Genomic DNA, 23,819 nt, shown 5'->3' with positions numbered 1-23,819 from the left:
ACTGACCATGTCGGACTCCACAGATACCACCGAACCGGAAGCCGTTCGCAGCAACTCGCAACCGATGAGCGCAGGCATCGTCACGGCCCTCGTCGGCTTCACCAGTTCGTTCGCGGTGGTGCTCACCGGCCTCGCCGCTGTCGGTGCGGATGCGACCGAGGCGGCGTCCGGACTGCTGGTTCTGTGTGTGACCCAAGCATTGGGAATGCTCTGGCTCTCACGCCGGTATCGGATGCCGATCACCCTGGCCTGGTCGACGCCCGGTGCCGCTCTGCTCGCCGGCGCCGGAGCGGTCGAGGGTGGGTGGCCGGCCGCGGTCGGAGCATTCATCGTCGTCGGAATCGCGATCGTGCTGACCGGACTGTGGCCGACGCTCGGAAGGATCATCTCGGCAATCCCGACGCCCCTCGCGCAAGCGATGCTCGCCGGGGTTCTGATGCCGTTGTGCCTGGCGCCGATCATCGCCGTCCGGGACGCACCGGCAGCGGTCGCGCCCGTCATCCTGGTTTGGCTTGCCGCGCAGCGCTTCTCCAAGCGATGGGCGGTTCCGCTCGCGTTTCTCACAGCAGCGGTCGTGATCGGGATCAGCCTCGTCACGTCGGATCGAGTGCTCGACGCCGGCGCCATGATTCCCCGCATCGATCTCACCGCGCCGTCGTGGACCTGGCAGGCAATGATCGGCATTGCGATTCCCCTCTACATCGTCACGATGGCTTCGCAGAACATTCCCGGTGTGGCCGTGATGAATTCGTTCGGATACACCGTTCCCTGGAGGCCGTCGATGATCGTGACGGGTATCGGCACCATCGTCGGCGCACCGGCCGGTGGCCATGCGATCAACCTCGCGGCGATCAGCGCGGCCCTGGCCGCCGCCCCCACCGCACATCCGGATCCCAAACGTCGATGGATCGCTGCCTTCACCGCAGGCTGGGCGTATCTCGTTCTCGCTGCCGGCGCGGCCGCGGTGGCCGCTCTGGTAGCCGCCGCACCGGCCGGAGTCGTGGAAACTGTTGCCGGACTGGCGCTCCTGGCAACGCTTGCCGGCGCCCTCACGTCGGCGCTGAGCGAGGCGAGTGAACGTGAAGGCGCCGTGGTCACGTTTCTGATCGCCGCATCCGGGGTCAGTATCCTGGGAATCGGTTCGGCATTCTGGGCACTGTTGGTGGGGCTGATCGTGCGTGCAGTCCTACAGGGCACCACCCTGCCCTCACTCTCGCGAAAGTCCTCACTACAGTCGAAGCCGTGAGCACAGCGCAGACGCCCCCGTCGATCAGCGAGTTTCCCGTTCTCTGGCCCGTCCCGACGCGGTGGGACGACAACGATCACTACGGCCACGTCAACAACGTGACCTACTACTCGTACTTCGACACCGCGGTCAACGCCTGGCTGATGTCTTCCACTGGAACCGACATCCGCACCCTGCCTGCCATCGGCGTCGTCGCCGAGACGTCGTGCCGGTACCTGAGCGAACTGTCGTTCCCCGAGCAGTTGCAGGTGGGTATCTCCGTCGAGAAGCTGGGCACCAAGAGCATCGTCTACGCCCTGGCGATATTCCACGAGGTCGAAAACGGCCATTGGGAACCTGCCGCGACTGGTCGCTTCGTGCACGTCTACGTCGATGCCGACACCCGTAAGCCGGTGGAGATCCCGGCTGCGATCAGATCAGCAGCCGGGACCTTGACCGAAAACTAGCTCAGACCGAGCTGATCTGCCGTCAAGACGGCGCGTGCAACGATTCCGTCGATCAGCGCGACCGTCGGGCCGCCGTGCTCGGCTTTGTTCCGCGGATCGTCGAGAATGCGTCGCAGCACGCCCTCGGCGATGATCGAGAGCTTCCACAGAGCGAGTACGTGCCAATATCCGACCGCTGACACGTCGCGGCCGGTCGCCTCGACGTAGGCAGCGACCAGCTCGTTGCGGTTCGGGAAGCCTTCCAGCGTGGACGCCATGAACGGACCGGCAACTTTGTCACCGGCTTCCGGCCAGTACGCGAGTAGCGCACCGAGATCCGCGAGCGGCTCCCCCAACGTGCACAGCTCCCAGTCGACGACGGCAACGATGCGCCCCTCGACCGGGTCGGTGATGTTGTTGTTGAGGTGGAAGTCGCCGTGGACCAAGGTCACTTCGTTCTGTTCCGGAATGTTTCGGTGCAGAATCTCGGCCAACCGGTCAACGTCCGGAACATCGCGGGTCTTCGACTTCTCCCACTGCGCCGACCACCGTTTGAGCTGACGCTCGGCAAAGGGCTTGCGGCTGGCCAGATCGTCGAGGCCGGTCTCTTCCAGGTCAACCCCGTGGATGCTTGCGAGGGTTTTCGGCATCGCCAATCCAACCGCGCGACGCTCGTCCTCGGTCAACTTCTGAGCCACTGGAACGCCGTCGATCACAACGCCGTCGATGTAGCTCATGAGGACCAGCGGAGCGTCCGTGATCTCCGGATCTTCCGTGATGCCGAGGATCTTCGGAACCGGCACTTTGGTTCCCTGGAGCGAGGACAGGATGCGGTGCTCGCGAACGACGTCGTGCGCGGACGCCAACAACGTGCCGAGTGGAGGTCTGCGCAGTACCCACCGTCCTCCGCCCGCATCCGTCACGGAGTAGGTCAGGTTCGATTGCCCGTTACCGATCCTCTCGAAAGTCAGTGGTGTCGTAGCGCCGACCCCCAGTTCGGCGATCCACGCGGAAACAGCTTCTTCGTTCAAACCGACTGCAGTCACCGCACCGATGCTAGCGGTTGAATTCCGATCGGTTGGCCGTACCGACACGTTTGTTACTCGCCAGTTCGCAGTTCAGGTCTTGATACGGCACTGAAAATACTTGCGGATTTCCCAATCAGGGGGATCCTGATGGTAGAGCGTCAACTGCATACAACACATCGGGATTGTGCGGCGTACTCACGAGGCGCGCCGGGCATGAGCAGAAACCGAGGTGAGCGAAGATGATCGACAACCTCGATTATCCGGTCCAACTCATCCAACCGAACGGCGCACGAGTGTGCCGTCCCGAATTCGACCGTCTGATAACAGACATCGGGCCTGACGAACTGCTGTCGTTGTATCGCGATCTCGTCGTGTGTCGCCGAATCGACACCGAAGCTGTTGCCCTGCAGCGTCAAGGCGAAATAGGTTTGTGGGCTCCGATGCTGGGCCAGGAAGCCGCCCAGGTCGGTTCCGCGAGAGCGCTCGCCCCAGACGACTTCGCGTTCACCAGCTACCGCGAACACGCCGTCGCGTACTGCCGGGGAGTTCCCCCCGAATTGCTGACCACCATGTGGCGAGGAATCTCCCATTCCGGTTGGGATCCAGAACAATTCAACGTCACCAATCCGGCGATCGTCGTCGGCTCCCAAGGGCTGCACGCCACCGGATACGCACTCGGCGCACACCTGGACGGCGCCGAGATCGCAACGATCGCGTACTTCGGCGACGGCGCCACAAGTCAGGGCGACATCGCCGAGGCGATGGGATTTGCCGCCAGTTTCCGTGTCGGCGTTGTCTTCTTCTGCCAGAACAACCAGTGGGCCATCAGTGAACCGGTATCCCTCCAGTCACGCACGCCCATCTCACATCGGGCGATCGGTTACGGCATCCCCGCGATCCGCGTCGACGGCAACGACGTCCTCGCCGTTCTCGCAGTCACGCGCTCGGCGCTCAATCGCGCACGCGAAGGCAGCGGCCCGACGTTCATCGAGGCGATCACCTGCCGAATGGGCCCGCACACGACGTCCGACGATCCGAGCAGGTACCGCGCCGATACGGACATGTCGGAGTGGAGAAGCCGCGATCCGCTCGAGCGAATGCGTCTGTTCCTCGGCCGTCGCGATCTTCTCGGAGAAAACGAACTCAGCACCATCGCGGCGGCGGCCGACGGCGTCGCAGCTGGACTGCGACGCGCAACCATCGCGCTCGCCGATCCACCCCCGTCAGCGCTCTTCGATCACGTCTACGCCGAGGCACACCCACTGATCGACGTTGAACGCGAAGAGCATCGCGCGTATCTCCGCAGCATGGAAGGGGCTTCGTCGTGACCGTCATGAATCTGGTGACCGCGCTCAACACCGGCCTGCGACGCGCACTCGAAGACGATCGTCGCGTTGTCATCATGGGAGAGGACGTGGGCCGTCTCGGCGGTGTATTCCGGGTTACCGACGCCCTGCAGAAGGACTTCGGCGATACTCGGGTGATCGACATGCCCCTCGCCGAATCAGGGATCGTGGGAACAGCTTTCGGTCTTGCCTTGCGCGGATATCGGCCTGTCTGCGAGATCCAGTTCGACGGGTTTGTCTACCCGGCTTTCGATCAGATCGTCTCGCAGGTGGCCAAGATCCAGTACCGCACCCGAGGCGCTGCCTCTGCGCCACTGACGATTCGCATTCCCAGTGGCGGCGGAATCGGTGCGGTGGAACATCATTCGGAGTCGCCGGAAGCGTACTTCGCTCACACCGCGGGACTGCGGGTGGTGTACCCGAGCAATCCGATCGACGGCTTTCACATGATCCGCCAATCCATTGCGGCCGACGACCCGGTGATATTCCTCGAACCCAAACGGCGCTACTGGGATACCGCCGACGTGAATACCGATGCCGCGCCCGAGCTTCCGCTCCACAGTGCCCGCGTCGCTCGCCCTGGAGAAGACGCGACAGTAGTTGCGTACGGATCCATGGTCGCCGCCGCGCTCGACGCCGCGCGGATCGCCGAAGAAGAAGGCCACGATCTGGAGGTCGTGGATCTGCGTTCACTCTCCCCCATCGACTTCGACACGATCGAGGCGTCGGTGAACAAGACAGGCCGGCTGGTCGTCGTCCACGAGGCGCCGAGGTTTCTCGGCGTCGGCGCCGAAATCGCAGCACACGTCGCGGAACACTGCTTCTATCAGCTCGAGTCACCGATCCTGCGGGTCACCGGATTCGACATCCCCTACCCGCCCGCCAAGCTCGAGCGATTTCACCTTCCGAACGCCGACCGGATCCTCGCAGCACTCGACCGGACGCTGGCAGCATGAGTACAGGGCACGAATTCCGGTTGCCGGATCTCGGCGAGGGCCTGACGTCCGCCGATCTGGTCGAATGGACGGTCGGCGTCGGCGACACGGTGGCACTCAATCAAGTTCTCGCCCAGGTAGAGACAGCCAAAGCTCTCGTCGAACTGCCGTCGCCCTACGTCGGCGTTGTCAGAGAACTCCTCGTCGAACCTGGCACTACCGTCCCGGTCGGCACTCCGATCATCCGTATCGAGGAGCCTGCAGATTCACCGTCTCCAAGTGATTCACAGTCTCCGAGCGTGCTGGTCGGATACGGACCCGCGGCCGAGAGACCGAGCCGACGACGGAACAGGATTACGCCACACTCGCAAACCGCGGCGAGTACCGAGCGTCGGCCCGCAACACCCTCGGCGCGGCGCGCGGCCCGCGAAGCCGGCATCGATCTGAGCGAAATCACCGGAAGCGGATTCGACGGTGCCGTCACGGCAGCGGACGTCGCAGACGCGCTTCGTTTGAAGGCCGCGTCGAATGAAGCTCCGCGGCCGGCCGGATCCGGTATGCAGAAACAGCAGGTCTCGTCCGGCATCCGGAAACAGATGGCGTCGGCGATGGTTGCCAGTGCCCGCGCCCCGCAAGCCAGCGTCTTCCTCACCGCCGATGTCACGCCTTCGATGGAACTACTCGGCAGGCTCCGTCCCTCGGACGCATTCACCGGACTTTCTCTCACTCCGCTGACTCTCGCGGCCAAGGCCTTGGTTACGGCGATCTCGTCGCACCCGATGGTGAACGCGCATTGGGACGAGGCCCGCGGCGACGCCGTCATCGACGATCACGTGAATCTCGGCATCGCCGTCGCCTCCGAACGTGGACTGTCCGTGCCCAACATCAAAAGCGCGGAGACGCTGAGCCTGGTCCAACTTGCACGCGCGGTGACCGAACTGACCGTCGCTGCCCGCGCGGGAGTGACCGATGTCCATCACCTGACCGGTGGCACCGTCACGATCACCAATGTCGGAGTCTTCGGCGTCGACGGGGGCATTCCGCTCCTCAATCCGGGAGAAGCCGTCATCCTTTGCATGGGCACAGTGAGCGAGCGTCCCTGGGTAATCGAGCGCAAGATCGAAGCGCGGAGCGTCGCGACACTGACGTTGACGTTCGACCACCGGATACTCGATGGTGAGCAGGCCGCGAGATTCCTCTCATTTGTCGCACAGATGCTCGCGGACCCGGACCTGTTGCTGTCTCACCTGTAAAAAGGAACGAGTGAGCGTCAACCCCACCGACCGAGTAGTCCCCACCTCCGCCCTGGTACGCGCCCGGGCCGGCATCTTCGGCATCTTCGGCATCAACGGATTTCTGCTCGCGATGTGGGTCGTCCACATTCCGTCCATCGAACACCGTGTGGGAATCAGTCACTCGACGCTCGGCTCACTGCTTCTCCTTCTTGCTGTCGGAGCCATTGCCGGTATGCAATTGAGCGGTCCGCTCGCCGATCGATACGGCAGCAGGCGCATGGTCATCCTGGCGGGTAGCGGGCTGGCATTCGCCACTCTCGGCCCGGGATTTGCCACGAACACCTGGCAACTGGGCGCTGCACTTGTTGTATTCGGCTTCGCGAACGGCGCGTTGGACGTGTCGATGAACTCGCAGGCTGTCGAGGCCGAACAGTTGTACCGGCGCCCGATCATGGCGGCCTTTCACGGCATGTTCTCGGTCGGCGGCGTATTAGGGTCCGTCATCGGATTCGGCACTCTCGCACTGGATCTTCCGCCGTACGTCACGCTCAGCATCGCGTCGGCAATCGGCTTGCTCGCGGTCTGGTTGTGCTCGCGACCCCTGCTCCCTCACGTCGACGTGCATGCCGAAACCGCGTCGACTACCGGAAAGACACACGGCAGATTCTCGGCTCGCGTACTTGCCCTCGGAACCCTCGCCTTTGTTCTGATGCTGGCCGAGGGAGTGGCAAACGACTGGAGCGCACTGCAGGTCAAGGAAGATCTGGGTGTCTCGAATGCCGTTGCTGCACTGTCGTTCGGTGCATTCTCCGCCATGATGACCGTCGGCCGATTCACCGCGGATCGGATCAGCGCGGCAGTCGGCCCGGTGGCAGTGGTTCGCTACGGTGCGTTGCTCTCGTCCATCGGAATGCTGACCGTCGTGGTGTCGGGCTGGCTACCACTGACGTTGCTCGGTTGGGCCCTGTTCGGCGCCGGCCTGTCGGGATGCATTCCGCAGATCTTCACCACGGCGGGAAATCTGGGCTCAGGTTCGGCCGGCACCAACATGTCTCGCGTCGTCGGCATGGGATACATCGGATTCCTCGCCGGTCCGGCAACCATCGGCTGGGTCACCACGCTTGTGCCTCTCACCACAGCAATGTTGATCCCGTTTGCATGCGTCCTGGTCGCAGCGGCTTGTGCGGGTGTCGTTCGGCGCGATTCTCCGACCGCCTACAGACCTCACAGCTGATCCTCACGATCGGCACAGACTCAACAGGGATGCTGGTACTCGTGACCGTCTCGACCTCCACCCAGCACCCCGCTCCCTCCACAACCACTCGCTTCCTCGTCCTTGCTGCGATCGCCGTCGTAGCGCTGGGCGTCTTGTATTTCGTGCGACCCACCTCGCCTGGGGTGAGCGTCCCCGAACAGGTGCGCGCACTTGCCGAGTGGACGGTAGGCCGATTCGACGTCACCGCTGTACTCGCAGCCACTACTGCTCTGGCCGTCGTCTCAATGGTCCGCGGACTGCCATACGGTATCGGCGCGATCCTGCTCCTCGGAATGGGCGCCAATCTCACCAACGCGGCGTTCGGCTCCTGGCTCCCCGATGTGCCCCAGGACCTGTTGCCCAGCGGTCACGTGGCAGCGGCGACCGCGCTGTACTGCTCGGCGATCTTGATCTCCGCCCCGCAGTGGCGTCCGGTAGTCGCCGGTCTCGGATTCGTGGGGGTTGCTGCGATCGGCGCCAGCGCACTGGCCGCCGAGTTGAGCGGCCTTTTCGGAGTGATAGCTGGCGTTCTGATCGCTCTGGTATGGGCCTGTGCTGCAGCCATTTTGATGGCGCGATCGCCCATCGCCGCGAAACGTGAAGCGCTACGCCCGGATACGGCAGCAATCGCGTTCTCCCGGCACCGGAGCATCCGACTTTAGTCCTAAATCTTTGTGATTCAGAGATTCTCGCCGCTAAGCCCTCCCGCGACGGCGGGGCATGACGTATGTTCTGAAATGTCCGAATCAAGTAGTTCCACAGCGAAGGAGTCTTTACCGTGAGCCTCGAAGATCTGAACCCGCTCGAACTGATCCAGAAGTTGATCGAACTACTTTCCGGCTTCTCTTCCGACCCCGAAACCCCCGAGGTCCCGTAAAACGTCGCCAGAGGCGCCTGTTCCGAGTTTCGTCTCGGACCAGGCGCCTTTGTCGTTTCAAGAAGTCGTTTCAGCACAAGAAGCCGTTTCAGCACAGGGACACGAAAAAGGCGCCCACTCGTGGTTACGAGTGGACGCCCCTTCCGAGCTCGAGCGCTACAGCGCCTTGAGTTCCTCGGTTACTTCGGAGACCGACTTCTTGGCATCACCGAAGAGCATCGAGGTGCCCTCGGCGAAGAAGAGCGGGTTCTCGATACCGGCGAAACCGGAGTTCATCGAACGCTTGAGCACGATGACCGACTTCGACTGGTCGACGTTGAGGATCGGCATTCCGTGAATCGGTGAGCTCGGATCGTTGCGCGCCGCCGGGTTGGTGACGTCGTTCGCGCCGATCACCAAGGTGACATCGGTACGAGAGAACTCGTCGTTGATGTCGTCCATTTCCTTCATCGCGTCGTACGAGACATCCGCCTCTGCGAGAAGAACGTTCATGTGACCGGGCATACGGCCGGCGACCGGGTGAATGGCGTACTTGACCTCGACGCCCTTCGACTCGAGCAATTTCGCCATGTCCTTGACCGCATGCTGAGCCTGCGCGACGGCAAGTCCGTATCCGGGTACGACGATGACCTGGTTGGCGTAGGCCATCTGGATAGCCGCGTCGGCGGCCGAGGTCGCCTTTGCCGTGCGCACGACGCCGTCGGAGGACGGCGCTTCGCCGCCGCCACCGAAGCCGCCGGCCACGATTGCCGGGATGGACCGGTTCATGGCCTTGGCCATGAGGTTGGTCAAGATGGTGCCCGAAGCACCCACGATCATGCCGGCGACGATCATCGCCTGGTTGTTGAGCGCCAAACCTGCAGCAGCAGCTGACAAACCGGTCAGAGCGTTGAGCAGCGAGATGACGACGGGCATGTCCGCGCCGCCGATGGGCAGCACGACCATCAGTCCGAGGATGCCCGAGAGTACGAGCACACCGACGATCCACAGTGAGCTGGTCGGGCCTTCCGGTGAGATCGCCTTGATACCGATGATTACCGAGAATGCGACGGCGGCAATGAGCAGCAGAGCATTGAGCGGCTGCTGGAGCTTACCGATTCCGATCGGACGACCAGGCAGAGTTTCCTGCAACTTCAGGAACGCGATCACGCTGCCCCAGAAGGAGATCGATCCGATCACCGCGGCAAAAAGCGAAGCGATGACGATGTGCACCGTCGGCGACTCGCCGTGCTGGAAAGCGGTGAATCCGTCCGAGTCCAGGAATTCCGCGTACGCGATCAACGCGACCGTGCCGCCGCCGACACCGTTGAACAGTGCCACCAACTGCGGCATGGCCGTCATCTTCGTGCGCAGCGCCGGCGGGACGCCGAGCACGACACCGATGACAAGGCCGGCAGCGATGAGGATCCAGTTCCCCATTTCCGCATCACGAATGGAGATCAGAGTTGCAACGACGGCGATGAGCATGCCGACCGCGGCGATCTGGTTGCCGCGGACTGCGGTCTTCGGGCCGGTAAGGCCCATGAGGCCGTAGATGAACATCGAGAACGCGACAATGTAGAGCGCATTGACCAGGTATTCCATTACTGGTCACCATCCTTCGACACAGACTTGGCGGCCGGCTTGGCCTTGAACATCGCCAACATGCGGTCCGTGACCACAAAACCACCGACAACGTTCACGGTTCCGAAGACGAGCGCGACGAACAAGATGATCTGCAGCCCGATCGAGGGATCGTGCACCTTGCCCAGGACGACCAACGCACCCAGGACGACGATGCCGTGGATGGCGTTCGTGCCGGACATCAACGGGGTGTGCAGAGTGTTCGGAACTTTGGAGATCACAGCGAAACCGACGAACCCGGACAACACCAGGATCGCGATGTTCGCCAGAAGTGATGTGTACATCAGGCGCCCTTCTCTTCACGGGTGACGCACGCACCGGCCAGAACCTCGTCGGAGAAATCAGGCGCCAATGCACCGTCGACGAGCATCAGTTCGATCAGCGCGGAAATGTTCTTCGAGTACAACTCGGACGCATGCTCAGGCATGGACGCCGGCAAATTCAGCGGAGAGCAAATGGTCACGCCGTGCTTGACGACGGTTTGACCCGGCTCGGTCAGCTCGCAGTTACCGCCGGTTTCACCCGCGAGGTCGACCACGACACTGCCCGGCTTCATGCCTTCGACCGCGGCAGCGGTGACCAGGCGCGGCGCCGGACGCCCCGGAACCAGAGCAGTGGTGATCACAACGTCGAAGCCCTTGATCGCATCTTCGAGTGCCTGCTGCTGCTTCGCTCGCTCGTCGTCGGTCAACTCGCGGGCGTATCCACCCTCACCCGCCGCGTCGATTCCGAGGTCGAGCCACTGTGCACCCACCGAACGCACCTGGTCGGCGACCTCAGGACGCACGTCGTACCCGGTAGCGCGGCCACCGAGGCGCTTGGCTGTCGCCAGCGCCTGCAGACCTGCCACACCCACTCCGAGCACCAGAACGGTCGCAGGCTTCACCGTGCCTGCAGCGGTGGTGAGCATCGGGAAGAACCGCGTCGACTCCGATGCTGCCAACAGAACAGCCTTGTACCCCGACACGTTCGCCTGCGAGGACAACGCGTCCATCACCTGCGCGCGGGAGATACGAGGAATCGCCTCCACGGCATATCCCTCGATGCCGGCGGCCTTCAACTCGGCGATGCGATTGTCCGCGTTACGCGGATTCAGGAAACCGATGAGCTTCGCGCCGGTACTGATCCGGGCGATCTCTTCTGTCGACGGGGGCGCAACCTTGACCACGACGTCAGCAGTCCACGGATCGCCGATCTTCGCGCCGGCAGCGGTGTACAACTCGTCGGGAATCAACGCCCCGAGACCGGCCCCGGACTCGACGACCACGTCGACGCCCTTGCCGATCAAAGCGGACACAATTTTCGGCACCAATGCGACCCGACGCTCACCATCACTCGATTCTCGAGGGACGCCGACCGTCGGACGCACTTGTGCGCTCTTCGATGTTTCCATTTTCCATTACCTTCTGCGGTTGGTGGTTCGCCTGCTGCGACGAGCGGCAACCAGCATGTGATGAGCGGAAGATGACCCGCTTTTGGGTGAATGGTGACTGATAGTAGCCAGAGTTACCGCGGCGTAGGGAAACCGACGACGCACTTTCTCCATCTGAATCGAGTCCGAACAGTATGTTTGGACATACCTTGAGAAGCCTACTGTGGCGCCGATCACACTCGAATGGCGGGCTATTCCACTATTTGAAACGGCCGAAAGACGAAAAGGCATGAAATGACGCGCCGAATAATCACCGTCGAGGGAGTTTACGAACCGGCTTCCGAATGTAACGCCGTCGGGCTTCTCATCGACCAACTCTGGCCGCGCGGCGTCAAACGCGAAAACCTGCAGTACGCATCGCACCGGCATCGGATTCTCGACCCGTTGTTCTACTGACAGCAAGCAAGGACCTGCCATACAGCCACGCGCAGGTCCTTGCCGACTATCTCGCAGAATTACTCTGATGTCCTAGTATTTCACCGGAGGATCAACTGCTCACATATTGAGACCGCAACTTGTGCTTTACGAGCTTTCCTGTCGCGGTCCTCGGCAATTCGTCGGCAAAGTCGATGCTTCTCGGAGCTTTGAAATGTGCAACCTGGCTGCGAACGTATTCCAGCAATTCCTCGGCGACATGGGCACTCGGCTCGACTCCCTCCGCCAGTTGGACAACCGCCTTGACCTGTTCGCCCATTTCTTCATCGGGAACACCGATGACCGCCACGTCGAACACTTTCGGATGCAAGGTAAGGATGTTCTCGGACTCCTGCGGATAGATATTGACGCCACCAGAGATAATCGTGAATGCCGCACGATCGGTCAGATAAAGGAAACGCTCGGAGTCGATATAGCCGATATCTCCACTCGTTGTCCACGTCGGATGATCCGGATGCTGCGCGGCAGCCGTTTTCTCAGGGTCGTTGTGGTACCGGAATGGCAGAGTCTCCCGCTCCCAGAACACGGTACCGATCTCGCCGACCGGAAGATCACGCCCGGCGTCGTCACAGATGTGCACGATCCCCATCACTCCGTCACGACCGACGGAACCCGGATGCGCCAAGGCCTGCTCGCTGTTGATGAAGGTGGCGCCCGAACCCTCGGTCGAGGCGTAGTACTCGTGGATCACCGGCCCCCACCAGTCGATCATTGCCGCCTTCACTTCAGGCGGACAAGGAGCAGCAGCATGAATGGCGACCTTCACCGTCGAAACGTCGTAACGATCGCGGGTCTCCTTCGGAAGTTTCAACATTCGAACGAACATCGTCGGTACCCACTGACTGTGCGTCACAGCGTATTTACCGATCAACTCCAGCGCGGTTTCGGCTTCGAATGCATCCATCAAGATCACGGTTCCGCCGACCGAATTGATCACGCCACAAAAGCGCAGGGGCGCCGCGTGATAGACCGGAGCCGGGCACAAATAGACTGTGTCGGAATCGAACCCGTACATCGGCGCGAACACCGCGGTGTACGGATCCATGGTGGTGTCCACCTCGCCCTCCGGAAGGTCTCCCTTGATCCCCTTCGGCCTGCCGGTGGTTCCGGACGAGTACAACATGTCAGCCCCACGTGGCTGCGAGTCGAGTGGATCGGCGGACTGAGCATCGACCGCATCCTCGTAGTCGTCGAAACCCTCGAGGGCGCCGCCGTACACCAATCGGTGACGCACGCGCGGAATCAGCTTCTCGTCCAACGGAACTGCTGTCGACGCCTGACCCGACGCCACCAGAATTGTCGCCTCGCAGTCGTCGACGATGTAGGCGGTCTCCGCAGCCGTGAGATGCCAGTTCACCGCAGTGATGTAGAGACCTGATCTCAATGCTGCCCAGTACACCTCGAACGCCCGGAGATCGTTGTTCGAGATGAGAGCGACGTGGTCCCCAGGCTTGGCACCGACACTTCGGAAGTATCGCGCCAACTGCGTCGACCGTTCGTCGAGTTCCCGATAGGTGATGGACTCACCCGTCGCCGGGCGAATGACGGCGGGCTTGTCCGGCGTGGACTGGACAAAATTTCCTGGAAACACGAAGACTCCTCTGTCGGTGACGACAACGCCGCGTGAGCCTGCTTCGGCGTCGACAATCCTGGTCTACCACAGGAACTCTGCCTCCCTCGGAGGTTTGGCGACACCGACTCGAAGCATGGGAATGCCCGCTCACTTATCCGGCGCGACATACAGTGAGGAGAACCGCACCGTCCGAAACAGGAGATGTCCGCATGAGTGGTTGGCCCCAGGACGCAGTAGTCGACGCGTTGACCGAGGAATGGAGAGTCATCGACGCACTGCTTGCCGAACTCGACGGTGACCAGTGGTTGGCACCGTCCAACCTTCCGGGGTGGACGGTCCATGACATCGTGTCCCACCTGATCGGTACGGAATCACTGCTCGCGGGCATCAATCCGCCGTCGATCGACCTGAGCGTGCACGCATTGCCTCACGTCCACAACGAGATTGCGGCGTTCAACGAGCGCTGGGTCGAAGGCCTGAGGCGGACACCGCACGCGGACTTGTTGGCCCACTATCGCGATATCACTGCCACGCGAGCCGACGCTCTTCGCTCGATGACGGGCGCAGACTGGGACGCCGAGACACAAACACCAGTCGGTCTTGCGCCCTATGGCCGGTTCATGCGCATTCGGACCTTCGACTGTTGGATGCACGAACTCGACATCAGAGATGCAGTCGGCATTCCGGGCGAGGAAGGCGGATTGCGCGCGGAGACTGCATTCGGCGAAATCACCAGCGCGCTCGGATTTGTCGTCGGGAAACGAGGAAAGGCACCCGAGGGAGCACGGATCACTTTCGAACTCGAAGGGCCACTTGCCCGTTCACTTCACATCTCGGTCGATGCGCGTGCAACGCTCGTCCCGGAGCTCGACGGTCCGGCGACCACGACCATCTCGATGAGCTCACCGCTCTTCACCCGGATTGCCGGTGGCCGCGTCCACGCGTCCGATCATCGAACCGACATCTCACTTCGCGGCGACACCACGGTGGGCGCACGCGTCGTCGACAATCTGGCGTTCACGATTTGAGAGCTGGGCGGGTAGGTCGCGAAGGTACTGAGAAGTGAAACTGTTTCTCTCGTCCTACCGTTTCGGCGACCACCGCGAGGCTTTTGTCGATCTTGTAGGCCGCGGCGCGCGAATAGCGGTGATCGCCGCGGCTGCAGATTCGTGGCCCGTCAATGCCCGCAGTTCGGCAGTGACAAGCGAATTGACCCCATTGCGGGCCGCGGGCTTCACGGCAGAGGAAGTTGACGTCCGAGACTTCCTGGGGGCACCGGAAGCACTCGAAGTCCGGCTTCGCGAATTCGACTGCCTGTGGGTTCGCGGCGGAAACACGTTCGTCCTGCGAGCTCAGCTAGCCCGAAGCGGCGCAGATCGGGTCATCGAGATGCTGGTTCGTTCGGGCCTCGTGGCCTATGCGGGATACAGCGCGGGAGCGTGTCTGGCGACTCCGACTCTGATCGGGCTCGACGCGTCGGACGACCCCGCTGAAGTCACGCCTACGTGCGGTATCGACCCGATCTGGTCCGGGCTCGCGCTGGTCGACTTCGCGATAGTGCCGCACGGCGGCGATTCGTTACTCGAAGATCCGCAGGTGACCGCGCGGACGGTCGCAGCGCTGACCACTGCTGGCGCGCAATTCACCGTGCTTACTGATCAAGAGGTGATAGTCGTCGACCGCTGATCTGACGCAGACGGTTGATCTTGACGCAGACTGGGCAGTCGACTCGGCCCGACTGGATCAGCCGTGCTCTGCCACCGCGGTTCCGGCTGCCGGCGACTGACGCTCTAGCCTCGTCCACGCAATCTCCCAGCGCTTGACCGAGACCTCGTCGGCGTCCTCGAGAAGGGCGTCGAGGAGCAGGCGCGGATTTTCGCGCCATGCCAGTTCGGCGGCATGGACCTCCGCAGCCGAGAACAACCCGGACGCCTCGAGATCGCGAATCCACTCGCAGATCTCGCCCCGGTGGATCCGTGCGATGGTCTCGTATCCCAGACCTTCGTCAAGGAAGTCGTACGAAAAAATTGCGGCAAAGTAACTGTTCGACTCACGCTGCCCGAAAATCATGTGCGTTCCTTCCTCGAAGTTGTCCGACGAAGACTCGAAATCGAACCGTTGCGAAGCCGCACCAAAGTTTTTTTGGCGAAGTTGTAACGCTTCTTCTATCCCCGACGATTCAAACGCTAACCCCCCAAGCGGGTCTTTGGGATCACGTCCGAGAAACGATCTGATGACCAAGGCAATACCCCTGGGGTTTCCGGGCGCTCGCACCCTTCGTCGGCACGCAATCAGCGCCCCGCTGACCTGCAATTTGCCCGTTTCAGGTCCTCCACTTAATCCATCCGAACAGACGACAAAAAACTTTGTGACGAGTCCCACATATTGGGATGTTTACGATCGCGATGCATATGTATCACCCAATGTGGGCACAAAAGTACGGGCAAATCGGCACGTACAGACCAGTTTTCTTCCTGATCCGACACGACCAAGGTCCCTTGAACGGTCGTCCAGTTGTAGTTGCGCTAAGTAACGGAACTCACGCCGGCAAGCGATATTGCGGACCGCCTGCCAGGTAGCGTGACTCCACAGAACGCAGACGCGGCGCGCCGCAACCGGCCGCCCTTTCGAAACGGAGCCCGAAGATGACCGAGACAGTGGCGCACAACTCCGCGGAAACGCGCTTCGAGATCCGTGTCGACGGCGAACTGGCCGGTTTTGCCGAGTACTCGGACCATTCCGGTGTCCGTGATTTCCACCACACGGTGACGTACCCACAGTTTCGCGGGCGCGGGCTTGCCGCCATCGTGGTGCGGGAAGCGCTCGATCAGACCCGGAACGAGGGATTGAAGATCCTTCCGACGTGCTCGTACGTCGAGAAGTTTGTTGCAGAGAACCCCGTTTACCAGGCATAACCGAACGAGGACGGCCCGCGAAAAATCACTCGCGGACCTGCAACCCCCGCTGCTAGCGTCGATGGTGCCGTCGTCGAAACTCTCGAAATCCTGGTCGGCACCATCTCGGGGAAGGAAAGAACGTGGTCGCCTCAGCAGATCGGCGCCCACCTGCATCCGAGGACGTAGTTACCCCCAGCTATCTCCCTCTCGTCCTCGTCAATCTCGCGACGCTGTTCTCGGCGATCGGCAACGGTATCGCCATCGTCGTACTCCCCTGGCTTGTTCTCGAACGAACCGGCAGGGCTACCGACGCGGCGATAGTTGCCGGCGCAGCAGCCATTCCGCTACTCGTGTCGAGCCTGTTCTCGGGGACATTCGTCGACAAATTCGGACGCCGTCGAACGTCGATGATTTCCGACGCTCTTTCGGCGATGTCCGTAGCGGCGATCCCGATCATCGCGGCCACCGCGGGCTTGACGATCCCGGTGATCGCGGCGTTGGCCGCGCTCGGTGCGGTGTTCGACCCCGCCGGAATGGCGGCGAGGGAGTCCATGCTGCCTGCAGCAACTCGGACCGCCAAGTGGAAGCTCGATCGCACCAACAGCGTGTACGAGGCCAATTTCAACGTCGCATATCTGATCGGCCCTGGCATCGGCGGTGTCCTGATCGCAACGATCGGGGCGGTGAACACGCTCTGGGTGACGGCGGCTGGTTTTGTGTTCTCGATAGTCGTGGTTGCCTTCATCCGCCTTCCTGGCGCCGGAGTCCCCGAACACGAACATCGTCCGAAATCGATCTGGCACGGCACACTCGACGGTCTTCGGTTCGTCTGGAACAACAAACTGCTGCGCACTCTGGCGCTGATCGACATGGCCGTCGTCGCGCTCTACATGCCGGTGGAGAGTGTCGTGTTCCCGGTGTACTTCACAGAGTTGGATCAACCGGCGCAACTCGGATCGGTGCTGATGGCATTGGCGATCGGCGGCATCATCGGCTCTCTCGCCTACGCTCCGCTGGCACCGATCATGTCCCGGCGACTGATCATGATTTTTGCCGTCGCCGTTCTCGGCATAGCGATGCTTGCCATGGCGCTTCTACCTCCGCTGTGGGTGATCCTCGTGCTCGCCGGACTGCAGGGGCTCGTCTACGGACCAGTCGGCCCGATCGCCAACTACGCCATGCAGACGCACAGCCCGGAGCACATGCGCGGACGCGTCGTCGGTGTCATGACGTCGACTGCCTACGCCGCCGGCCCGCTGGGTTACCTCGCGGTCGGACCTCTGCTCGATCAACTCGGAATCGCGTCGACCTTTGTGGCCCTGTCGATTCCGATCATCCTGATCGCCGCAGTCTGTGCCTCCCTGCCGGTGCTTCGCGAACTGGATCGTCCGCGACACTCGACCGACGTCAGTTGAACCCCATCACGTCGTTGCCCCAGGCGACGCGCAGTCCGTGATCGGGGTCGCTGACGAGGGTGTCAGCCGAGTCGATCAACAGCGTCGACCGCCTCTCTTCCTCGTACGGCGCCCAGTGCTTCGAACCGTCGAGAGCTGCCGGCACGGCATGCCGCGCGAAGGCCAACCATCGCCGTTGAATACGGCCGGCTACCTCCATCGCAGCCTTCCGTCCACCCAGCCAGAACGTGGGGTCGACGTTCAGGGTTCCGAAATTGCCGAATACATAAGGTAATTCGGTCGCGTGGCCCGCACCGATCCGCGCCGCCTTGAGCATCGGCGTCGCGTGATCGAAGCGGTAGACCCACGTAGGGGAATGCCTGCAGTGAGCGTCGGCGATCCACAGAGTCGGCATGCGAAACGCCGCGTCCCGCGACAGTGCCAGCGCGCCACTCGGTTTCGCGTGATCAGGGTAAGCCGACATGATCTCGGCAAGTTTGGTCGCGGAGATGTCGGGGTGATCATCCGCCAGCAGTTGCAGCATGGCCTCGACCGACTGCGCGCTCACCGGCATCAGCGGAGACTTCATGAACTTGAAGATCGACGCCTCGTCCTTGTTGGAACCGATGATCAGTGGGATTCGGTGCGCGTAACCCTTCTGGAAAGCCGCAACCGGGTAGTGCGGCACCAGATCACGATCGACAACGGGTGCCATCGCCAAAGTTCCCGGAATCCGGGTCGGAATTTCGTTGACCAGGTCATCGCTTGCCTTGACGAGCAGTTCCAGATCCGTGGTCAGCAGATCGCCTGCGTCTTCAGGGGCGATCGAAAGCAGTTCGAGAAACCGCTCCGCCACGGTCTTGGCGCGCTCGGCCCCGTAGACGGAGGTCGCGGGAGGACTCTGGGCAATCGCACGATTGAACAGACCTTCGGCGCTCGGACAGGTCATGAGCGTCGTGATGGATCCTGCGCCGGACGACTCACCGAACACCGTCACCGCACTCGGGTCACCCCCGAAGGCGTCGATGTTGTCTCGAACCCATTCGAGTGCCGCAATCTGGTCTCGCAGACCACAGTTCGATTCGAAAACGGTATCCGCGGTGGAGAATCCAGACAGGTCCAGGAATCCGAGGGCACCGACGCGATAGTTGAAGGAGACGAGAACGACGTCACCGGTTTCAGCCAGATGACGGCCGTCGTAGATCGTTTGGGCGGCGGACCCGAGGCAGTAGGCGCCGCCGTGAATCCACACCATCACCGGTCGCGGCGTGCCGTCGGGGCGCGGGGCCCACACGTTGATCGACAGACAGTCTTCGTCGATTTTGAAGGCCCGGTCGATCGGAACCGCCGGGCTCTGGCCCTGCGGCGCGATCGGCCCGAACTCACGACAGTCGCGCACCCCGTCCCACGGCTCAGCGGGTTGCGGCGCGCGGAATCTCCGTTCACCCACCGGCGCTGCTGCGTAAGGCATGCCCTTCCACGCGAACATTCCGCCATCCGGATACCCGCGGGCTTCTCCGCCGCGGGCACGGATCACCAGAGTTCCGTCCTCGCCGAGATTCGGTCGAACGTCGGTCTCCATGTCTGAATCCCCTCCCGACCCGCGCGTGTGGCAAACAAGACCAAACGTACCAACATAAGGCCGATGTGCGCCGACTACTCAACTGCCAGGTAGCCGCCGACGAAGCAGAGGCTCGGTGTTAAGGTCGCCTAGTTCTGACACGGGGTGCTCCGCATGGGCGGGGCTGAGAACACACCCGGGAACCTGATCAGGTAATGCTGACGAAGGGATGTCATGGCTACTACGCAGCCTGCATACAATTCTGCCGAAAACTCGGTGGCCACAGCGCCGTCGACGGATCGGTTCACCGATCGGCTCTGGGCCGAGACGAAGGTCCTCCGCGAGTCGATCGACTCACTGGAGTTCCTCAAACGCCTCGGCGACGGAACCTTGCCTCTCGACGCGTTCCGCACGTACATCGAGCAGGACAAGCTTTATCTCGAGGGGTATTCGAAAGCGTTGTCCCTGGTCGCGGCCCACGCCCCGGATCCGCAGTCGGCGGGCTTCTGGTCGAATTCCGCGTCCACGGCAGCGACAGTGGAATCTGCGCTTCACGACGGACTTCTCACCGGTGGAATTCTTCCAGCGGGATCGGGAAGGCTCGAGCATTCGCAGGCCTGCCTGGGATACGTCTCGTATCTGACGGCGACTGCGGCAACTGCGCCTTACCCGGTCTCCGCAGCGGCAGTACTCCCCTGCTTCTGGATCTACGCCGAGGTCGGCCGCGATCTTGCCGCTTCAGCGCGCGAGGTACTCGACGCCGATCCGTCGCATCCGTACGCACAGTGGGTCACGACGTACGACGCACCCGAATTCCACGAGTCGGTGGCGCAGGCCCGCGTACTGGTCAATGCTGCGGCCGAAGCAGCCACCGAGACAGAGCGTGAGGCGATGAGTGAAGCATTCCGCATCGCCAGTCGCTACGAGTTGATGTTCTGGGATTCCGCACTCCACCAGCAGCCTTGGCCGGCGTCGTGATGTCGTTTGCGGCGCTGCGCCGCACACTTGCCACGTCTGCCGCGATCGCAGCCGCATTCACAGTTCTGACCGGATGCGCCGCTGACACCGGCTCTTCCGACGGGACCATTCGGTTCGCACTCGACTGGACCCCGAACACGAACCACACCGGTTTGTACGTTGCACTCCAAGAGGGCTACTTCGAGGACGCCGGTCTGGACGTCTCGATCCTGCCGTACAACAACACCTCGCCCGACACCCTGGTCGACGCCGGCAACGCGGAGTTCGGCATCAGCACACAGAGTCAGGCCACGTTCGCCCGAGCGGCCGGCGCCGCCACGACGTCCGTCATCGCGCCACTTCAGCACCGCGCCACCGGCATCGGTGTGAAGGCGGATCGTGCGGACATCACGCGCCCGCGTGATCTCGACGGAAAGACGTACGCCGGGTTCGGCGATCCCGGCGAAGTCGAGACACTGCAGCAGATCATCCGCAACGACGGCGGGACCGGGAACTTCACGACGGTCACGCTCGGTACGTCCGCGTACGAAGCCGTGTACTCGGGCCAGGCCGATTTCACGGTCTCCTACTTTGCGTGGGAAGGCCTCGAAGCGGAGCGAAACGGAACTCCGATGCGGTACTTCCAGTACACCGATTACGGCTTCCCCGATGCGTATTCGATCGTGATCAACGGCAACCAGCAGTGGTTGAAGGACCATCCCGACGAGGCACGCAAGTTCGTCAAAGCCGTTCAACGCGGATATCAGACTGCTGCCGACAACCCGGACCAGGCCGCGCAGGATCTCATCGACGCGAACCCCGGAGCTTTCACCGACGAAGACCTCGTCCGTGACAGTCAGCGGATGCTCGCCGCCGACTACATGAAAGACGCCAACGGCGTCGTGGGCGCCCAGAATCTCGAAACCTGGTCGGGTTATTCGGGATTCCTCTTCGACAACGGATTGCTCGCCGGACCGGACGGGAAGCCGCTGACCCAGAAGCCGGACTGGTCGGAGTACTTCACCAATGAGTATCTCGACGCGTCCTGACGTGAGCGGACGGCTGGTCTCGGCCATGCGGCGGGCGCTTCCCGCGCTCGCCGTGGTGGTGCTCCTCGTAGCGGCGTGGCAGATCTACGTCGAGATCAGTGGGATTCGGCCGCAGGTACTTCCGTCTCCTGGTCGCGTTCTGTCCCAAGGGTGGGACAATCGCGAGATCATCTCCGGCCACGCCTGGTCGACATTGCAGGTCACGTTGGTCGGCTTCACTGTTTCACTGGTGTTGGCCTGGATTCTTGCTGTGGTCGTGGACTTTTCGCCGTGGTTGTCACGCGCGCTGGTACCACTTTTTGTCGTCTCGCAGACGCTGCCGATCATCGCCATCGCGCCGCTGATGATCATCTGGTTCGGCTTCGGGTTGTTGCCGAAGGTGTTGGTGATCGCGCTTGCGACGTTCTTCCCCATGACCATCGGACTCATCGAGGGATTTGCCGCGGCCGACCGTGAAGCGGGCGCTCTCCTGCGCAGTATGGGCAGCACTCGCTGGCAGGAGTTCCGATACGTCCGCCTTCCTTCGGCGATTCCGCGATTCTTCACCGCCCTGCGTATCGGTATCACCTACGCGGTCGTGGGCGCGGTGTTCTCCGAATACGTCGGCGCTACTTCCGGTTTGGGCATTTACATGAGCACCCAGAAGAACTCCTTCCGCACCGACCTGGTGTTGGCGGCCGTACTGGTGACCGCGTTGATCAGCGTCACGCTGTACTTGCTGACGTTCGCCATCGAGCGCATCGTTGCACCATGGGCGATGAACGAAAGGTCGCGGACATGACTGACCCGATGGTCGAGGATGCAATGGTCGAAATCCAGGACCTGACCAAGAGGTTCGACACGGCCGGAGAATCGCGTCTCGTACTCGATTCGGTGTCCTTCCGCGCCGACGCGGGCGAATTCGTGTCGGTGATCGGGCCGAGCGGCTGCGGCAAGAGCACGATCTTCAACGTCCTGGCCGGGCTCGAATCCCCGACCTCGGGTTCGGTCCGTGTGGGCACGCGCGCAACTGAATCCGAAGCAGCCGCCGAGGTGCACACCGCGTACATGCCGCAGAAGGATCTTCTGTTCCCTTGGCGCTCGGTACTCGACAACACGGCCCTCGGTTTGGAAGTGCAGGGAGTCGGCAAGAAGGAAGCACGCGAGCGCGCTCGTGAGTTGTTCCCCGCGTTCGGCCTGTCCGGATTCGAGGACGCCCGGCCGTCACAGCTGTCCGGCGGTATGCGCCAGCGAGCGGCGATGCTGCGCACCGTTGTTCAGGGCAAACCTGTCCTGCTGCTCGACGAGCCGTTCGGCGCACTGGACTCGTTGACCCGCACCGAGATGCAGGCTTGGCTGCAAGACGTGTGGCAGCAGTACCGGTGGACCGTGCTGATGATCACCCACGATATTCGTGAAGCGATCTATCTGTCCGACCGCGTGGTCGTTCTGTCTGCGCGTCCGGCAACGGTCAGGTGCGTAGTCGACGTTCCCTTGCCGAGACCACGCGAGCTGGACATGATCACCACGCCCGAGTTCGCCGACGTCGAGCGTGAACTGCTTGCCGTTCTCCACGACGAGACGCGCAAGTCGCTACGCCCCTAGCGGTTACTGATAATGCAGTAGTTACTGATAATGCGCTGAGAGAGTTTCGAGTTCACCTGGAGTTCAGGAGAATGCGCACCGAAACCTGACGAGGTCACGTACCATGATCCGGCACTTTCACCCAAAACGCCTTAATATCAGCAAGATCCGAACGCTCGACACGCAGTCCGTCAACGCTGCACAATTCTCCGTACTCTTCGGTAACGTACACTCGGTCGCCTACGAGACCAACGGCCAGAAGGTAACTGGACGGTAAAGCGGAATCGTGGAGGCACAGTCATCGCAACAGATTTGGAAAGGGACAGCGTGAGCACACTGCAGTCAGGTCAAAGCCTCGGAGTCGGCCAGGAACTCAAGTCCGACAACGGCGCATACACCCTCACCTTGCAGGACGACGGCAACCTGGTTCTGTCCGAGGGCGGACAGGCTGTTTGGGCCGCAGGCACCAACGGATCCGGCGCCAACCGCGCCGAGGTGCAGACTGACGGAAACTTCGTCATCTACAAGGACTCCGACGCCGTGTGGGCATCGCAGACCGCAGGCAACGACGGTGCCTCCCTCTCGGTTCAGGACGATCGCAACGTCGTTCTGTCCGCCGGTGGAAATGCTCTGTGGTCTTCGGACACTGCAATCGAGGCTCCGGCCGCCGAGGCTGCCCCGGAGCCCGCTCCGGCACCGGAGCCCGAGCCTGCACCCGCCGCTCCGGTAGCGCAGAGCTACACCGTCGAAAGCGGCGACACCCTGTGGGCAATCGCCGAGCGTTTCTACGGTGACGGCAACCAGTACCAGCGCATCGCGGATGCAAACGGCATCCCGAACCCGGATCTCATCAACGCCGGTCAGGTACTGACGATCCCCGCCTGATTCACTGCTTGACCTGGCCCTGGGTGCCGACGTCCGCGTCGGCGCCCGGGGCCTTTTGTGTTCTACGCCACACAGATTCGCGTCCCGCCCAGCAGGCCCTGAT

Annotated in this window: 24 protein-coding genes and 1 riboswitch; of the genes, 17 read left to right on the top strand and 7 right to left on the bottom strand. The window is 62.2% G+C overall.

What is annotated here, in order from left to right; translation table 11 throughout:
- The first annotated feature begins 7 nt into the window (after positions 1–7).
- Positions 8–1,246, top strand: a complete 1,239-nt coding sequence (locus AC1DVN_RS26690; protein WP_003941402.1) for a benzoate/H(+) symporter BenE family transporter — start codon at positions 8–10, stop codon at positions 1,244–1,246.
- The gene (locus AC1DVN_RS26685) at positions 1,243–1,692 is read left to right on the top strand and encodes an acyl-CoA thioesterase (protein ID WP_020970085.1); all 450 of its coding nucleotides are present in this window, start codon (positions 1,243–1,245) and stop codon (positions 1,690–1,692) included. The genes AC1DVN_RS26690 and AC1DVN_RS26685 overlap by 4 nt, the downstream gene beginning before the upstream one ends.
- Here the strand turns inward: AC1DVN_RS26685 and AC1DVN_RS26680 are convergent.
- A complete protein-coding gene (locus AC1DVN_RS26680) occupies positions 1,689–2,717 on the bottom strand; it encodes a phosphotransferase family protein (RefSeq protein ID WP_477994406.1) in 1,029 nt (342 codons plus the stop codon). The genes AC1DVN_RS26685 and AC1DVN_RS26680 overlap by 4 nt on opposite strands.
- 221 nt (positions 2,718–2,938) lie before the next feature.
- On the opposite strand from AC1DVN_RS26680, the gene pdhA reads away from it, so the two are divergent.
- The 5 genes from pdhA to AC1DVN_RS26655 are packed head-to-tail and all read left to right on the top strand — an operon-like array spanning position 2,939 to position 8,132.
- On the top strand, positions 2,939–4,027 hold the full coding sequence (gene pdhA, locus AC1DVN_RS26675) for a pyruvate dehydrogenase (acetyl-transferring) E1 component subunit alpha (protein ID WP_070385715.1): 1,089 nt from the start codon (positions 2,939–2,941) through the stop codon (positions 4,025–4,027).
- A gap of 5 nt (positions 4,028–4,032) precedes the next feature.
- On the top strand, positions 4,033–5,001 hold the full coding sequence (locus AC1DVN_RS26670; RefSeq protein ID WP_477994426.1) for an alpha-ketoacid dehydrogenase subunit beta: 969 nt from the start codon (positions 4,033–4,035) through the stop codon (positions 4,999–5,001).
- Positions 4,998–6,233: a dihydrolipoamide acetyltransferase family protein gene (locus tag AC1DVN_RS26665; RefSeq protein WP_477994405.1), complete on the top strand. Its 1,236-nt coding sequence runs from the start codon at positions 4,998–5,000 to the stop codon at positions 6,231–6,233. Before AC1DVN_RS26670 ends, AC1DVN_RS26665 begins: the two co-directional genes overlap by 4 nt.
- A 10-nt stretch (positions 6,234–6,243) precedes the next feature.
- Complete coding sequence (locus AC1DVN_RS26660) at positions 6,244–7,449, top strand: MFS transporter (protein WP_019749231.1); 1,206 nt, start codon at positions 6,244–6,246, stop codon at positions 7,447–7,449.
- Between the two features lie 29 nt (positions 7,450–7,478).
- On the top strand, positions 7,479–8,132 hold the full coding sequence (locus AC1DVN_RS26655) for a hypothetical protein (protein ID WP_020908349.1): 654 nt from the start codon (positions 7,479–7,481) through the stop codon (positions 8,130–8,132).
- 371 nt (positions 8,133–8,503) lie between these two features.
- Here the strand turns inward: AC1DVN_RS26655 and AC1DVN_RS26650 are convergent, their stop codons facing one another.
- Genes AC1DVN_RS26650 through AC1DVN_RS26640 form a run of 3 tightly spaced genes read right to left on the bottom strand, consistent with a single transcriptional unit; the run spans position 8,504 to position 11,363 of the window.
- Entirely contained in the window at positions 8,504–9,931 is a 1,428-nt protein-coding gene (locus tag AC1DVN_RS26650; RefSeq protein ID WP_020970092.1) for an NAD(P)(+) transhydrogenase (Re/Si-specific) subunit beta, read from the bottom strand.
- Complete coding sequence (locus AC1DVN_RS26645) at positions 9,931–10,254, bottom strand: NAD(P) transhydrogenase subunit alpha part 2 (protein WP_003941319.1); 324 nt, start codon at positions 10,252–10,254, stop codon at positions 9,931–9,933. Before AC1DVN_RS26645 ends, AC1DVN_RS26650 begins: the two co-directional genes overlap by 1 nt.
- On the bottom strand, positions 10,254–11,363 hold the full coding sequence (locus AC1DVN_RS26640) for a Re/Si-specific NAD(P)(+) transhydrogenase subunit alpha (RefSeq protein WP_031333613.1): 1,110 nt from the start codon (positions 11,361–11,363) through the stop codon (positions 10,254–10,256). The genes AC1DVN_RS26645 and AC1DVN_RS26640 overlap by 1 nt, the downstream gene beginning before the upstream one ends.
- A gap of 273 nt (positions 11,364–11,636) precedes the next feature.
- Between AC1DVN_RS26640 and AC1DVN_RS26635 the strand changes: the two genes are divergently transcribed.
- On the top strand, positions 11,637–11,798 hold the full coding sequence (locus AC1DVN_RS26635) for a DUF488 family protein, N3 subclade (protein ID WP_264613055.1): 162 nt from the start codon (positions 11,637–11,639) through the stop codon (positions 11,796–11,798).
- Between the two features lie 91 nt (positions 11,799–11,889).
- On the opposite strand, the gene AC1DVN_RS26630 is transcribed toward AC1DVN_RS26635, so the two are convergent.
- Entirely contained in the window at positions 11,890–13,428 is a 1,539-nt protein-coding gene (locus tag AC1DVN_RS26630) for an AMP-binding protein (RefSeq protein WP_021334160.1), read from the bottom strand.
- Between the two features lie 191 nt (positions 13,429–13,619).
- Between AC1DVN_RS26630 and AC1DVN_RS26625 the strand changes: the two genes are divergently transcribed.
- Complete coding sequence (locus AC1DVN_RS26625) at positions 13,620–14,438, top strand: maleylpyruvate isomerase family mycothiol-dependent enzyme (protein ID WP_477994404.1); 819 nt, start codon at positions 13,620–13,622, stop codon at positions 14,436–14,438.
- A gap of 34 nt (positions 14,439–14,472) precedes the next feature.
- The gene (locus AC1DVN_RS26620; protein ID WP_020908354.1) at positions 14,473–15,096 is read left to right on the top strand and encodes a Type 1 glutamine amidotransferase-like domain-containing protein; all 624 of its coding nucleotides are present in this window, start codon (positions 14,473–14,475) and stop codon (positions 15,094–15,096) included.
- Positions 15,097–15,153: 57 nt separating this feature from the next.
- Here the strand turns inward: AC1DVN_RS26620 and AC1DVN_RS26615 are convergent, their stop codons facing one another.
- Positions 15,154–15,480, bottom strand: coding sequence for a hypothetical protein (locus tag AC1DVN_RS26615; protein ID WP_003941297.1), 327 nt, complete (start codon positions 15,478–15,480; stop codon positions 15,154–15,156).
- 575 nt (positions 15,481–16,055) lie between these two features.
- Between AC1DVN_RS26615 and AC1DVN_RS26610 the strand changes: the two genes are divergently transcribed.
- A complete protein-coding gene (locus AC1DVN_RS26610) occupies positions 16,056–16,325 on the top strand; it encodes a GNAT family N-acetyltransferase (protein ID WP_020908356.1) in 270 nt (89 codons plus the stop codon).
- Positions 16,326–16,447: 122 nt separating this feature from the next.
- The gene (locus AC1DVN_RS26605; protein WP_020908357.1) at positions 16,448–17,722 is read left to right on the top strand and encodes an MFS transporter; all 1,275 of its coding nucleotides are present in this window, start codon (positions 16,448–16,450) and stop codon (positions 17,720–17,722) included.
- Here the strand turns inward: AC1DVN_RS26605 and AC1DVN_RS26600 are convergent.
- A complete protein-coding gene (locus AC1DVN_RS26600) occupies positions 17,715–19,283 on the bottom strand; it encodes a carboxylesterase/lipase family protein (RefSeq protein ID WP_308370854.1) in 1,569 nt (522 codons plus the stop codon). The two genes, AC1DVN_RS26605 and AC1DVN_RS26600, sit on opposite strands and share 8 nt — an antisense overlap.
- A gap of 130 nt (positions 19,284–19,413) precedes the next feature.
- Positions 19,414–19,509, top strand: a riboswitch (TPP riboswitch).
- On the opposite strand from AC1DVN_RS26600, the gene AC1DVN_RS26595 reads away from it, so the two are divergent.
- The 5 genes from AC1DVN_RS26595 to AC1DVN_RS26575 all read left to right on the top strand — a co-directional run bounded on the left by AC1DVN_RS26595 (position 19,497) and on the right by AC1DVN_RS26575 (position 23,716).
- On the top strand, positions 19,497–20,240 hold the full coding sequence (locus AC1DVN_RS26595; RefSeq protein WP_020908359.1) for a TenA family protein: 744 nt from the start codon (positions 19,497–19,499) through the stop codon (positions 20,238–20,240). Its footprint overlaps the riboswitch before it by 13 nt.
- Positions 20,240–21,268: an ABC transporter substrate-binding protein gene (locus tag AC1DVN_RS26590; protein ID WP_019749243.1), complete on the top strand. Its 1,029-nt coding sequence runs from the start codon at positions 20,240–20,242 to the stop codon at positions 21,266–21,268. Before AC1DVN_RS26595 ends, AC1DVN_RS26590 begins: the two co-directional genes overlap by 1 nt.
- Positions 21,246–22,049 (top strand): ABC transporter permease, encoded by an 804-nt coding sequence (locus AC1DVN_RS26585; RefSeq protein WP_041815060.1) that lies wholly within the window; start codon positions 21,246–21,248, stop codon positions 22,047–22,049. The genes AC1DVN_RS26590 and AC1DVN_RS26585 overlap by 23 nt, the downstream gene beginning before the upstream one ends.
- Positions 22,050–22,057: 8 nt before the next feature.
- Complete coding sequence (locus AC1DVN_RS26580) at positions 22,058–22,852, top strand: ABC transporter ATP-binding protein (protein ID WP_041816070.1); 795 nt, start codon at positions 22,058–22,060, stop codon at positions 22,850–22,852.
- 306 nt (positions 22,853–23,158) lie between these two features.
- Positions 23,159–23,716 (top strand): LysM peptidoglycan-binding domain-containing protein, encoded by a 558-nt coding sequence (locus AC1DVN_RS26575; protein ID WP_387405700.1) that lies wholly within the window; start codon positions 23,159–23,161, stop codon positions 23,714–23,716.
- Positions 23,717–23,819: the final 103 nt, after the last annotated feature.

It is taken from the genome of Rhodococcus sp. P4_E4 (assembly GCF_056401575.1).
Note: the sequence above shows the minus strand (reverse complement) of the source record. Positions and strands in the feature narration are given on the sequence as shown.